This is a genomic window from Enterobacter mori, assembly GCF_025244905.1.
Lineage (GTDB): Bacteria > Pseudomonadota > Gammaproteobacteria > Enterobacterales > Enterobacteriaceae > Enterobacter > Enterobacter mori_A.
This window is the reverse complement of the sequence record NZ_CP104285.1, coordinates 1,643,663-1,656,212: the sequence shown is the minus strand read 5'-3', so window position 1 is coordinate 1,656,212 and position 12,550 is coordinate 1,643,663. Positions and strand designations below refer to the sequence as shown.

Below are 12,550 nucleotides of genomic sequence, written 5' to 3'. Positions count from 1 at the left end.
CTGAATGGAGATAAAAACTAGTTAAATACCGTTATTGACGGCAGCACTTTCCCCTGACAATCAAATAACGCCTGATTCTCGCGGGCGTTACCCTCTTTCCACTCGTCATGGATATATTTCATGCCGGTTTTGGTGGCCCACGTGGTGCCCGGAACGGCTATCCAGGTCGGTTCCCAATAAAAGATGCCCTTGCCGCGACGGTCAGGCACATCAATAACGGACTGCATTAAATCGTGAATATAATCGTACTGACCCTGAACGGTGCCGGGATAGCCGCCGTCCTTTTCTTCTTTCGCCTGGAAGCTGTTCTCGGCGTTATCGCAGTTCTCCAGCGTATAGCCGTAGGCCGCTTCCACCACAATCACGTCTTTGTTGTAGCGCCTGCTGATGTCATCCATATTGGACTTCAGCGCGCTAATCGGGCCGTTCCAGTAGGTATACATCGACAGGCCGATGATATCGAACGGCACGTTCCGCTTCGTAATTTCATCAAACCACCAGCGGAAGGTGTCATTTTTGGTGCCTTCGGCCAGATGCAGCATGATTTTCACCTGCTCTCCGTCGGTCAGGTTCTCCTTTAGCCCGCCAATCGCGGCGTTGAGCAGCCCGGCCAGGCGGTCAAATTCGCCGCCGCCCTGCCCCCAACTTTTTCCCTCTGGCCACAACATTCCGCCGTTGATTTCGTTACCTATCTGCACCATGTCGGGCAGCACGCCCTCTTTCTTAAAGCGGGCCATGGTGTCGCGAGTGTAGTCATGGATCGCCGTTTTCAGCTGCGGGTAGTCCATCTTCTCCCAGGCTTTTGGCTTGAACTGTTTGCCCGGGTCGGTCCAGAAATCGCTGTAGTGGAAATCGAGCAGCAGCTTCATGCCCTGCGCCTTCACGCGCTTCGCCAGCGCAATCGTGTTTTCGAGATTATTACTGCCGCCGCCGTAGGTGTTGCCGTCGGCATCCTTAGGGTCAACCCACAGGCGCAGGCGCACGGTGTTCACGCCGTTCGCTTTGAGGATCGCAATCGCGTCCTGCTGCTGGCCGCGCTGGTTATAAAATTTGGCACCATGCTGTTCCGCTTCCAGCAGGGTCGAAATGTCCGCCCCCTTAATAAAATCCGCCGGCATGGCGTTAAAAGGACGGGTTTTCACCGCCTCCGCAGCAAACGCGCTCGCGGCAAGGCCACATGAGAGGCAAACGGCAAGTAAAGCAGGTTTGAGACTTTTCATGATTATCCTTTGGTACTCCCGGAGGTCAGGCCGGAGACGAAGTATTTTTGCAGGGCCAGGTAGAGGATCGCGACCGGCACCGCAATCAATACCGCACCTGCCGCGTAGGTGGTGTAGCTGGCACCCATTTTTTGCGCCACCAGGTTATAGAGCCCGATGGGTAAGGTGTATTTGTCCGGGGTGCGCAAAATAGTGCTGGAGAGGATGAAATCCCCCAGCGGCCCGGTGAAGGAGAAAAGCGCCACCACCGCCACAATCGGCTTCGAAAGCGGCATGATAATTTCGATGAAAATCCGGAAATTACTGGCCCCGTCCATGCGCGCGGATTCATCCAGGTCTTTCGGGATGGCGTCGAGGTAGCCTTTCATCAGGTAGGTATTCATCGGGATCATGCCGCCCACGTAGATCAGCACCAGCGCCAGATGGCTGTTGATGAGGCCCAAAAGCTGCGACAGCACGAAGATGGCAATCAGCGCCGAGAACTGGGGGATCATCTGCAGGAGCAGGAACAGCATCAGCCCGTTCTGGCGTCCCTTAAAGCGAAATCGCGAAAAGGCATAGGCGGTAAAGCTGACGCTGATTAAGGTCAGCGCCATGGTCAGGAAGCTGATCTTCATCGAGTTCCAGTACCAGGTCATGTAGTTCACCTGGCCGTTAAACAGGTCGGCGTAGTGCTGCACCGAAAAGTTCTCAGGAATAATTGAGGAGCTGAGCAGGCTATTACCTGCGTTGAACGACGCGCCGACCGTCCACACCAGCGGGTAAATGATAATCGTCGACACCAGCACGATAACCAGCCAGGAGAGCGAGAGGCGTACCCACTTCTCACGTTTAATACTTTGTGATTGAGCCATTGTTACGTCCCTTACGCCATGTCGTCGTTTTTGAAAGATTTGGTGGCGCGGAACTGCCACAGCGCCAGGCCGACGACAAAGATCGACAGCAGGATAGTGATGGTCGCCGCAATCGCGTACTGCGACGACGACATGGTGAGCTTGTAGATCCACGACACCAGGATATCTGTCCCACCCGCATTGGACCCCACCACCGCTGGCCCGCCGTTGTTGAACAGGTAGATGATGTTGAAGTTATTGAAGTTGAAGGTGTATTGGGTAATCAGTATTGGCGCAATGGCGTAAAGCACCAGCGGCAGCGTGATGGTGCGCAGCTTGGTCGCACTGCTGGCCCCGTCCATCGTGGCGGCTTCGTACAGATCGTCCGGGATCGCCTGCAGCACGCCGGTAGTCATGGCAAAAACAAACGGGAAGCCGAGCCAGGTCTGCATCAGGATCAGCGCCGTTTTGGTCCAGAACGGATCCGTCATCCAGGCTTTTGGCGCAATGCCGAAGAAGGCCAGAATGGCGTTGTTTATCACACCGAAGGAGTCGTTGAACATTCCGGCAAACACCAGAATGGTGACAAAACCCGGCACCGCCCACGGCAGAATGAAGATGGTGCGGATAAGCGGCTTAAAGCGCAGGTCTTTCTGGTTCACCAGGATAGCCAGCAGCACGCCCACGGTACATTGCAGCGTGGTGGCGAGCAGCGTCCATACAACCGTCCACTGCAGGACGTCAAAGAAGGTTGAGCGCCAGATGGAGAGCGTGAAGATATTGATGAAGTTCTTAAACCCAACCCAGTCCACCAGCTTAGCCGGCGGCGTGTGGTAAAGATTATAGTTAGTAAAGGCGATGGCAAAACCGAAGAGGATCGGGAAGACCACCACAAACACCAGCAGAATAAAGCCCGGCGTGATCATCAGATACGGAAAGCCGTCGCTCAGCAGCATCTGATACTGTTTTCGCACGCTGTTTAGCGCCAGCCCTTCATCGCGTTTTCTGCCATTCACCCACGCATCGCGCATCGACAGGTAATACACCATCACGCCAAATGCGGCGATCAGTACGCTGATGATCCCTTCTGCCAGCAGGAAGATGGAGTTATCCCGCGGCACTTCCTCCCCCAGCGTCACCAGCCCCCAAAGCCCTTCGCGCAGGAAATCGGCAAAAACGCCGATAAAACTGGCCAGCAGCACCAGGAAGATAACGCCCTTCAGCCACTGGCGATGATAGAACTGGCCGAAGCCGGGGATGACCGCCAGCAGCAGGCCGGTCCAGGCGTGACGCCCGGCCCCGTGCGGTCTGGCAAAATTTTCCGGGATGATACTCACAGACAACTCCTTTCAATAAAACGGGAGAGTGGCCTCCCGTTCTGCGACGTCAGAAAATTACTGGTTGCTGGCCTGCATGGCTTCGATTTGCATCTGGACCTGTTTCTCTGCGCTGTCCAGCGCGGCTTTGGGATCCTGTTTGCCGGTCAGGCTCAGCTCCAGCGCGGCGTTGGCCGGCCCCCAGACTTCGCCCATTTCAGGGATGCCCGGCATGGCGGTGGCGCGCGCGGCCTGTACCGCAACGGCACTCGCCTTCTCGTCGTTCTTGATAACCGGGTCGTCAATCATTGCGGTCAGCGGCGGGATCTCCCGCGTGGCCACGTAGCGGGTTTTCACGTACTGCGGCTGGTTGATGAATTCGATAAATTTCTGCGCCAGCGCTTTGTCCTTGCTCCAGGTGGAAACGACGTAGCCTTTTACGCCGAGGAAGGAGCTCATGGGCTTGCCGTCCGGCAGCGTGGGTAGCGGCGCCACGCCGTAGTTGATGCCTGCCGCTTCATATGGCTGGAACGCCCACGGGCCATTGATGACGGCTGCCGCTTTCTTCTCGGTAAACAGGGAGTCGATAGCGTTCAGGCCGTTGTCACCGACTATCCCGGCCGGGAAAATATCGTCAGCGTAGAATTTTTTCAGGTACGTCACGGCTTCTACCGCGCCCGGCTTGTTCAGGCCGACGTCGCTGGCGTTATAGCCGCCTTTGCCGTTTTGACCGAAGATGTAGCCTCCCATCGGGGAGATTGCGCCCCAGCTGTAGTAAATCTGATCGAACTTGGCGAGCAGACCGTACTGGTTTTTTGCGCGCTGCTGTTTAGAAAAGTCATACCAGTCCTGCAGCGAGTTGAGCGGCTTGTCGATGAGATCTTTGTTGTAGATCAGCACCAGCGTCTCAACCGCTTTCGGCACACCGTAGAGGGCGTTATCCATTTTGAAGGCGTTAATCGAGGCCGGGGTGTACTGTTCGGTCTGCTTAGCCTCCAGATTCAGGGGGGTCAATAACCCTTGCACGACGGCGCCGCCCAGCTGATCGTTAGGGATGACCAGCACATCCGGGCCAATCCCTGCCGGGCCGTCCAGACGCAGTTTTTCGAGCTGCTGTGCGTAAGGGGTTTCCTGCACGTTGACCTTCACGTCGTACTGTTTTTCAAAGTCCGCGACCGCATCTTTAATACCGGACGACTTCTTGATGTCTTCCCAGACGTTAAGCTGCGCGGTGGCGTGAGCCTGTACCGCGAGCGTAGAGAGGATCAGAGCAGCGAGTATGTTCTTTTTCATTATCAACCTCATGTGAAGGTATAACAATTTTATGGTTGTTATGGCATCTGACGCCCTACAAACCCCGCTATATATCCCGATAAAACTGGCGTTGTACGTCTGACACCAAATGCCTTTGGTTGGTTATACGCTACCCTTCACATCATGATAACTCTACATAAAACTGTAAGTTGTGTGATCGTCATAACATTAATGGAATATCTGTATAGGGCGCATGAATGCTGGAAGTTATAGTCAAGGCAGACAAATTGCACCGTCCGGCCACGTTGAACACAATTGTTATACGTAAAACATACTCGGCGGTTTACCTGGGGAACACTGATGTCGAACATACAATTGAGGAATGTCACCAAGCGCTTTGGCGACACCGTCACGCTCCACAACGTTAATCTTGATATTGAGGACGGTGAGTTTGCCGTATTCGTCGGGCCTTCCGGCTGTGGCAAATCCACTATGCTGCGCATGATTGCCGGGCTGGAGGAGATAAGCGACGGTGAAGTGCTGATCGGTAACGAGGTGATGAACGACGTCGCCCCTTCCCATCGGGGTGTGGCGATGGTCTTTCAGTCCTACGCGCTCTATCCGCATATGACGGTGGCCGAAAACATGGGCTACGGGCTGAAGGTGAATAAAGTACCGAAAGATCAGATTAGACATCAGGTCGAGATGGTCGCCAAAACGCTGCAGCTTTCCCACCTGCTGGACCGCAAACCCAAACAGCTCTCCGGCGGCCAGCGCCAGCGCGTCGCGATTGGCCGCGCTATCGTCCGTAACCCGCGCGTCTTTATGTTCGATGAACCGCTGTCCAACCTGGATGCCGAACTGCGCGTGGAGATGCGCCTGCACCTCGCCCGTCTGCACCAGGAACTGAAAACCACCATGGTGTATGTCACCCACGATCAGATTGAGGCCATGACGCTGGCGGATAAAATTGTGGTGATGAACTACGGCAAGGTCGAGCAGATAGGCGCGCCGATGGAGCTCTACTATAAGCCTGTGAACAAGTTCGTTGCCGGGTTTATCGGCTCACCGAAGATGAACTTCCTGCCCGCCACGGTTGAAGCATGGCAGCCTGGCGCGTTGACGGTGCGGCTGTCGCAGCAGAAGTCGCTGACGCTTGCCCTGACCACCACGCCGCTGACGCCGGGAAGCCAGGTGACGCTGGGCATTCGTCCGGAACATTTGACCACCGACACTCGCCAGGGTACGGGACTGGAATTTAACTGTGAAGTGGTGGAACGACTCGGGAACAACACCTACCTGTTTGGTCAGTGCTACGGTCACGACAACGTTAAAATCTTGCTGCCAGGAGACGTGCAGTTCGCCCCGTGGCAGAAGATTGATGTGGCCTTCGACGATCGCCACTGCATGGTCTTTGACGAACAGGATGTCCGCGTCAGTGCAGATATCGAAGATGCGGTGCGTTCGGTGGCCTAGCTCGCCAGCCTCTCAACCGCGCCCTTAAATGCCTCAATCGCCAGCGCGACATCTTCAGCCATCACCGATTCCGCCGGATGGTGGCTGATGCCCCCTTTGCAGCGCACAAACAACATGCCCACCGGCCAGCGTTCTGCCAGCGCGATGGTGTCGTGCCCGGCACCGCTCGGCAGCGATAAAGAGCGCCCCTGCACCGATTCAACGGCCTGTCCCAGCAGCGCCTGCAAACGCGCATCGCACGGCGTGGCGGCGATACGGTAAAACTCCTCGGCGCTGAAGCTCAGCCCGCGACGAGCGGCAATGGTTTCCGCCTGCGCCAGCAGCTCCGCGAGCAACGCGTCAAGCGGGGCATCCTGCGGGCCGCGAATATCCAGAGAGAGCGCAACCTCGCCCGGAATAACGTTGACCGCACCGGGCAGGCAGCGCAGTTCCCCGACCGTCGCCACCCGATTACCGCCCTGCTGTCGCGTGGTGTTTTCGATCAGCACCATCCATTCGGCGGCTGCGGCCAGGGCATCCTTACGGTGAGCCATCGGTACGGTACCCGCGTGCCCGGCCTCGCCGGTGAAGCGGCAGTTTAGGCGGCGCGCGCCGTTGATGGCTTCCACCACGCCCAGCGCCAGGCCTTCCTGCTCCAGACACGGGCCCTGTTCGATATGCAGTTCCAGACAGGCGCTGAAATCGGCCTGACGGCGTGCCGCAAGCGCCACGCGGGCGGGATCGAGCCCCGCCTGCACCATCGCCTGCGCCACGCTGATGCCGCTGGCATCACACGTCTCCAGCCAGCCCTGCGGCCAGGTGCCCGTTATGCCCCGGCTGCCTAACAGGGTGATCCCAAAACGGGTTCCCTCTTCGTCACCAAAGCCGACAATCTCAATGGCCTGGGCCAGATGCAGCCCCTGTTGGTGCAGGCTGTCCACCACTTCGATGGCGGTGAGCACCCCAAGCATGCCGTCGTAGCGCCCCGCATTGCGTACGGTATCAAGATGCGAACCGAGCAGCACCGCCTGCGCCCCTTCCTGTGCACCCTCATAGCGCCCACAAATATTGCCCACGCTGTCCTGCCAGACGGTCATGCCCGCCTGGCGCATCCACTCTCCGACCAGCTGGTTGGCCTGCAGATGCTGCGTAGAGAGGTAAACCCTTGTCAGCGCGTCCGGGGTTTCGCTGATGGCGGCCAGCGCATCGGCGCGCGCCATCACCCGTTCTGCCGCCGGGCTCATTGCGGCGTCTCTCGGCGATAGTGGTCCCACGCTGCCTGCATGGCGGCGCCCTGGGTGGTGGTGAATTTCAGGTAGTTCAGCACCGACTCCAGCGCGCTCAGGGTGGTCATCACGCAGTCTTTGCGCGCGTTGTAGCCCATGGTGCCAATGCGCCACACTTTGCCGTGCAGCGGGCCAAACGAGGTGCCGATTTCAATCCCGAAATCCTCCAGCATCAGCTTACGCACCTGGTCGCCGTTGACGCCCTGCGGAATGACCACGCCCAGCACGTTGTTCATCTTGTGCTTCAGATCGCCGAAGGTCTCCAGCCCCATCGCCTGAATGCCCTTCAGCAGCGCATCGCCGTGCAGCCTGTGGCGGGCGATGCCGTTATCCAGCCCTTCCTGCAGGATCAGCCGCGCGCATTCGCGGGCGCCAAACAGCGCGGTGGTCGCTTCGGTGTGGTGGTTCAGCCGCTCCGGTCCCCAGTAGTCCATCACCATGCCGAGATCGAAGTAGTTGGAGTAGATCATCTCGTCGTCGCCGTCGCGATGGGCGTCAGTGCGAATGCCCTCCTCAACGCATTTGCGGCGGCGGATCGCCTCCTCCATACGCGGGCTCAGGGTGATCGGCGAGGTGCCCGACGGGCCGCCGAGGCATTTCTGCATCCCGGCCGAGACCGCATCCAGCCCCCAGGCGTCGGTCTCCAGCGCGTTACCGCCGAGCGACGCGGTGGCATCGGTATAAAACAACACGTCGTGGCGGCGGCAGATGTCACCGAGCTCGGCGAGCGGCTGGAGCATGGTGGTGGAGGTGTCGCCCTGCACGGTCAGCAGCAGGCGCGGACGAATACGCTTAATCGCATCCTCGACCTGGTCCGGGATGAATACCTCGCCCCACGGCACCTCGATGGTATGCACCTCCGCGCGGCAGCGGCGGGCAATTTCGCACAGCAGGTGGCCGAAGCGGCCAAAGACCGGCACCAGCACCTTATCTCCCGGGCGGATGGCGGAGACCAGAATCGCCTCAATCCCCGCGCGGGAGGTGCCGTCTACCAGCATCGTCCAGCGGTTTTCGGTGCGGAACACCCCGCGATAGAGCGCCATCACCTCGTTCATGTAGTGGGTCATGGCCGGATCGTACTGGCCGATCAGCTGGCTCGACATGGCGCGCAGCACGCGCGGGTCGGCGTTGATCGGGCCCGGTCCCATCAGCAGGCGCTGAGGCGGGTTGATTTGCGGAAAGCGTGCGATATCCATTTGTCAGTCCTTATCAGTTGAGGCCGCGCACGGAGGAGATGAACTGCTTCAGTTCCGTGGTCTGCGGGTTGGCGAACAGCGTTTTGCTGTCGCCCTGTTCCCAGACTTTCCCCTGGTGCATAAACACCACGCGGTCGCCCACTTCGCGGGCAAAATTCATTTCATGGGTAACCAGTATGAGCGTCATCCCCTCGGCCGCCAGCTGCTCCAGCACCTTGAGCACTTCGCCCACCAGCTCCGGGTCGAGCGCGGAGGTGATCTCGTCGCAGAGTAAAACCTTAGGGGACATCGCCAGCGCCCGGGCAATCGCCACGCGCTGCTGCTGGCCGCCGGAGAGGCTCGACGGGTAGTAATCCAGGCGATCGCCTAAGCCCACTTTCTCCAGCATCTGCTGCGCCAGCGCCCGGCATTCGGCTGCGCTTTTCTTCAGCACCCGACGCGGGGCGAGCATCACGTTCTCCAGCGCCGTCATGTGCGGAAACAGGTTGAAGCTCTGGAACACCATCCCGACCGAGCGGCTGATTTCGCGCGCCTGGGAATCCCGGTCGGTAACGGTCATGCCGCCAAGCTTGATGCTGCCGTCCTGATACCCTTCCAGGCCGTTGATGCAGCGCAGCAGCGTGCTTTTGCCCGATCCGCTGCGCCCGATAATGGAGATCACCTGGCCCATGTCGATATCCAGATCGACACCCTTGAGCACGTGGTTATCGCCGTAGTACTTCTGCACCTGATTAATGGTGATGAGAGGCATTGAATTTCGTCTCCAGATAGCGGCTGTAGCGCGACAGCGGATAACACAGAATAAAGTAGCCCAGCGCCACCAGCGCAAAGACCTTAAACGGCTGATAGGTCACGTTGGTCAGCATGGTCCCGGCCTTGGTCAGCTCGATAAAGCCGATAATCGACGCCAGCGCGGTGCCTTTGATCACCTGCACAGCAAAACCGACCGTCGGCGCGATGCCGATGCGCAGCGCCTGCGGGGCAACGACGCGAAACAGGGTCTGGCCGAAGGTCAGCCCCAGGCAGCGCGACGCTTCCCACTGGCCTTTCGGCAACGCGCGAATGCTGCCGTACCAGATATCGAGCAGAAACGCGCTGGTGTAAAACGTCAGCGCCAGCGAGGCGGCGGTCCACGGCGAGACGTCGATGCCGAACAGCGCTACGCCAAAGAAGGCCAGGAACAGCTGCATCAGCAGCGGCGTGCCCTGAAACAGCTCAATGTAGCCGCGGATGATACGCTTCACCGTGCGCCCGCCCGTCAGGCGCAGCAGCAGGAGCGGCAGCGTCACCGCCGCCCCGCCGACAAACGCCACCAGCGAGAGCAGCACCGTCCAGCGTCCGGCCAGCAGCAGGTTGCGAATAATGTCCCAGTCGGTAAAGGTGGTCATCATGCCTTCACCCCCAGCCATTTGCGTCCTGCCGCCATCATCAGCTGGCGCAGGGTTATCGACAGCGCTAAGTAAATGCCGGTTGTCACCAGATAAACCTCAAAGCTCAGAAACGTTCTGGACTGGATCAGGTTGGCGGCGAAGGTCAGCTCTTCATAGGAGACCTGCGACACCACCGACGAGCCGAGCATCACGATGATGCACTGGCTCACCAGCGCCGGATAAATGCGCTGCAGCGCGGGCGGCAGCACCACGCGAATAAAGGTCTGCAGTCGGGTGAGCCCCAGCACGCGCCCGGCCTCCCACTGCCCTTTCGGCGTGACCTGAATGCCCGCGCGGATAATCTCGGTGCTGTAGGCGCCAAGGTTCACCACCATGGCCAGCAGCGCCGCTTCCCCCGCCGTCATCTTCAGCCCCAGATTCGGCAGCCCGAAGACGATGAAAAACAGCTGCACCACAAACGGCGTGTTGCGGATGATTTCCACGTACGCGCCCCAGATCCGACTGAACCAGGTGGTGCGTCCGCTGCGGATCGCCGCCCCGAAAATCCCTGTCGCCAGCCCGCCGATAGTTGCCATCACCGTCAGCTGAACGGTGACCCACAGCCCCGCCAGCAGCTCCGGCCAGTACGGCCAGAGCGCTGAAAAATCGAGTTGCTCAGCCATAGACTTATACGCCGAGGCTTGCCGGCAGCGGAGCCTTCAGCCATTGCTCGGACAGGCCGTTCAGGGTCCCGTCCTTGATGCCCTGCTCAATCAGCGCGTCCACTTTTGCCTTCAGGGCCGGTTCGTTTTTCTTCAGGCCAATAAAGCACGGCGAGTCTTTCAGCATAAAGCTCGGCACCGGGGCTTTGTCCGCATTCTGGCGCGAAATGGCCGCCACCACGAGGTTGCCGGTTGCCACGTACTGCACCTGCCCGGAGAGGTAGGCCGAGAGCGTGGTGTTATTGTCTTCGTAGCGCTTCACGTTCGCGTCTTTCGGCGCCAGGCCGGTCAGCACCATGTCCTCCACCGCCCCGCGCGTCACGCCGATGGTTTTTCCGCTCAGCGCGGCGGCGTCTTTCAGCTCGGCCCCTTTCGGACCAAACACGCCGAGGAAGAACGGCGCGTAGGCGCGGCTGAAGTCGATCACCTTCTCGCGCTCCGGGTTTTTACCGAGGCTGGATATGACCAGATCCACCTTATCGGTTTGCAGGTACGGCACGCGGTTGGCGCTGGTCACCGGCACCAGCTGCAGCTTGAGCTTCATCTGTTTGGCCAGATAGCGCGCCATGTCGATGTCATAGCCCTGCGGCTGCAGATCGGTCCCTACCGAGCCAAACGGCGGGAAGTCCTGCGGAACGGCAATGCGGATAGTGCCGCGTTTTTCAATATCCTGAAGCTGGTCAGCCTTTGCCGGCAGCTGTGTGAAGAGACATGCGGCCCCGGCCAGTGCAATCAACAATTTTTTCATGGTGCTTCCCCGTAACGTTAACATGAAACAAAAGATTCTTTGAATGTGATTTTGCAACTAATGTGCCAGATAAGCCGAAGCGGGGATTTTTCTCATAAAGCCTGATAAAACGCGGGCGGGGCGAAAATGCTCTCCATTTTCGCCCCGCCGCCATGCACCATTTTAATGCAAAGCACCAGCCTGATGCCCCATTATCGTTGCTCGAGTTCGTCCAGCTGCTGGTAGAGGGAGGCGATCTCGTGAATGCGCGGACGGCCTTTATCGAGAATGTCATGCAGGAAGGCGTTCGCCAGCAGGTTGATCAGACTGTTGACTGAGGCGTAGCTGTCATAGGCCGAGACGCTGTCCAGCGGGGCGCAGAGCTGCCAGCTCGCCAGCGGAAACAGGCTGTGGGCCTGCGGCTCGCACATCAGCAGCACAGGAATACCGCTGCTCTGAAGCTGCTGCATCAGCGGGCGAATGATGCGCGGTCGGCGGCGAAAGGCCATCATGACCACCAGATCGTCCGGCGTTAAGTCCACCAGCTCCTCGCTCAGGCTCTGCCCCGGCTGAGGCAGGACCAGCACCTGACCGCGCGCCTGCAGCAGCTGCTGACGCAGGTGGAGCGCCGCCGGATAGGCATTACGCATGCCGATAATCACAATGCGCCGCGCCTTCACCATGCAGGCCATGGCGTCGGCAAACTGCTGCGCGTCGAGGGCATTGACCCACTGGGTCAGGTTCGCCATCTCCTGCTTGTAGTGGCGCGCCAGCAGCGTATTGCCCTGCACCGCGTCGCGGTTATCGGTGAGCGGCATCCCGCTCTGGCGCAGGGTGCGCAGCTCGTCGCGCATGTCCTTATATTTCTCATAGCCCAGACGCTTAAACAGACGGCTCACCGTGGCTTTCGACACCCCGCTCAGCTGCGCCAGCTCGGCGCTGTTGTAGCTAATCAGATCGTCAAAATGGTCGAATATAAAATCCGCCACCCGCTGCTCCTGCGGCGACAGCGACGGGTACTGTGCTTTCAGACGTTCATCCAGTTGTTCCATAGCGCCTCTGTAACTTTTGTTTCATCACATTGTACCTTTTATTATACGTATTCATTATGCGTGCCAGTTTACTGAAACTTTTCTTTCAGAATTGGAACAGCTTTTGCAGCACCTTGTGA

Annotated in this window: 12 protein-coding genes; 1 reads left to right on the top strand and 11 read right to left on the bottom strand. The window is 58.8% G+C overall.

Annotated features, from left to right (window positions below):
- Positions 1-17 precede the first annotated feature (17 nt).
- From N2K86_RS07730 to N2K86_RS07715, 4 genes are read right to left on the bottom strand one after another with little or no spacing between them, the layout of a single operon-like run.
- Positions 18-1,220, bottom strand: a complete 1,203-nt coding sequence (locus N2K86_RS07730) for a glycoside hydrolase family 53 protein (RefSeq protein WP_260661045.1) — start codon at positions 1,218-1,220, stop codon at positions 18-20.
- Positions 1,221-1,222: 2 nt separating this feature from the next.
- The gene (locus N2K86_RS07725; protein WP_260661044.1) at positions 1,223-2,074 is read right to left on the bottom strand and encodes a sugar ABC transporter permease; all 852 of its coding nucleotides are present in this window, start codon (positions 2,072-2,074) and stop codon (positions 1,223-1,225) included.
- 11 nt (positions 2,075-2,085) lie between these two features.
- Complete coding sequence (locus N2K86_RS07720) at positions 2,086-3,390, bottom strand: carbohydrate ABC transporter permease (RefSeq protein ID WP_041910572.1); 1,305 nt, start codon at positions 3,388-3,390, stop codon at positions 2,086-2,088.
- A 57-nt stretch (positions 3,391-3,447) separates the two neighbouring features.
- The gene (locus tag N2K86_RS07715) at positions 3,448-4,662 is read right to left on the bottom strand and encodes an extracellular solute-binding protein (RefSeq protein ID WP_041910573.1); all 1,215 of its coding nucleotides are present in this window, start codon (positions 4,660-4,662) and stop codon (positions 3,448-3,450) included.
- A 321-nt stretch (positions 4,663-4,983) separates the two neighbouring features.
- On the opposite strand from N2K86_RS07715, the gene N2K86_RS07710 reads away from it, so the two are divergent.
- Complete coding sequence (locus tag N2K86_RS07710) at positions 4,984-6,099, top strand: ABC transporter ATP-binding protein (protein ID WP_041910574.1); 1,116 nt, start codon at positions 4,984-4,986, stop codon at positions 6,097-6,099.
- On the opposite strand, the gene hpxK is transcribed toward N2K86_RS07710, so the two are convergent.
- The 7 genes from hpxK to hpxU form a co-directional block, all read right to left on the bottom strand.
- Positions 6,096-7,322, bottom strand: coding sequence for an allantoate amidohydrolase (gene hpxK / locus N2K86_RS07705; protein ID WP_260661042.1), 1,227 nt, complete (start codon positions 7,320-7,322; stop codon positions 6,096-6,098). The two genes, N2K86_RS07710 and hpxK, sit on opposite strands and share 4 nt — an antisense overlap.
- On the bottom strand, positions 7,319-8,560 hold the full coding sequence (locus tag N2K86_RS07700) for a pyridoxal-phosphate-dependent aminotransferase family protein (RefSeq protein WP_260661041.1): 1,242 nt from the start codon (positions 8,558-8,560) through the stop codon (positions 7,319-7,321). Before N2K86_RS07700 ends, hpxK begins: the two co-directional genes overlap by 4 nt.
- 13 nt (positions 8,561-8,573) lie before the next feature.
- Complete coding sequence (locus tag N2K86_RS07695; RefSeq protein WP_260661040.1) at positions 8,574-9,311, bottom strand: amino acid ABC transporter ATP-binding protein; 738 nt, start codon at positions 9,309-9,311, stop codon at positions 8,574-8,576.
- A complete protein-coding gene (locus N2K86_RS07690; protein ID WP_080328162.1) occupies positions 9,292-9,948 on the bottom strand; it encodes an amino acid ABC transporter permease in 657 nt (218 codons plus the stop codon). Before N2K86_RS07690 ends, N2K86_RS07695 begins: the two co-directional genes overlap by 20 nt.
- Positions 9,948-10,613 (bottom strand): amino acid ABC transporter permease, encoded by a 666-nt coding sequence (locus N2K86_RS07685; RefSeq protein WP_260661039.1) that lies wholly within the window; start codon positions 10,611-10,613, stop codon positions 9,948-9,950. The genes N2K86_RS07690 and N2K86_RS07685 overlap by 1 nt, the downstream gene beginning before the upstream one ends.
- 4 nt (positions 10,614-10,617) lie before the next feature.
- Positions 10,618-11,400: a transporter substrate-binding domain-containing protein gene (locus N2K86_RS07680; RefSeq protein WP_260661038.1), complete on the bottom strand. Its 783-nt coding sequence runs from the start codon at positions 11,398-11,400 to the stop codon at positions 10,618-10,620.
- A 191-nt stretch (positions 11,401-11,591) separates the two neighbouring features.
- Positions 11,592-12,431: a MurR/RpiR family transcriptional regulator HpxU gene (gene hpxU / locus N2K86_RS07675; RefSeq protein WP_260661037.1), complete on the bottom strand. Its 840-nt coding sequence runs from the start codon at positions 12,429-12,431 to the stop codon at positions 11,592-11,594.
- Positions 12,432-12,550 lie beyond the last annotated feature (119 nt).

Bases quoted from the DNA above. Each gene is read 5' to 3' on its own strand.
- N2K86_RS07725 (WP_260661044.1), bottom strand. From the start codon at position 2,074: ATGGCTCAATCACAAAGTATTAAACGTGAGAAGTGGGTACGCCTCTCG.
- N2K86_RS07695 (WP_260661040.1), bottom strand. From the start codon at position 9,311: ATGCCTCTCATCACCATTAATCAGGTGCAGAAGTACTACGGCGATAAC.
- N2K86_RS07715 (WP_041910573.1), bottom strand. From the start codon at position 4,662: ATGAAAAAGAACATACTCGCTGCTCTGATCCTCTCTACGCTCGCGGTA.
- N2K86_RS07680 (WP_260661038.1), bottom strand. From the start codon at position 11,400: ATGAAAAAATTGTTGATTGCACTGGCCGGGGCCGCATGTCTCTTCACA.
- hpxK (WP_260661042.1), bottom strand. From the start codon at position 7,322: ATGAGCCCGGCGGCAGAACGGGTGATGGCGCGCGCCGATGCGCTGGCC.
- N2K86_RS07710 (WP_041910574.1), top strand. From the start codon at position 4,984: ATGTCGAACATACAATTGAGGAATGTCACCAAGCGCTTTGGCGACACC.
- N2K86_RS07685 (WP_260661039.1), bottom strand. From the start codon at position 10,613: ATGGCTGAGCAACTCGATTTTTCAGCGCTCTGGCCGTACTGGCCGGAG.
- N2K86_RS07690 (WP_080328162.1), bottom strand. From the start codon at position 9,948: ATGACCACCTTTACCGACTGGGACATTATTCGCAACCTGCTGCTGGCC.
- N2K86_RS07730 (WP_260661045.1), bottom strand. From the start codon at position 1,220: ATGAAAAGTCTCAAACCTGCTTTACTTGCCGTTTGCCTCTCATGTGGC.
- N2K86_RS07700 (WP_260661041.1), bottom strand. From the start codon at position 8,560: ATGGATATCGCACGCTTTCCGCAAATCAACCCGCCTCAGCGCCTGCTG.
- hpxU (WP_260661037.1), bottom strand. From the start codon at position 12,431: ATGGAACAACTGGATGAACGTCTGAAAGCACAGTACCCGTCGCTGTCG.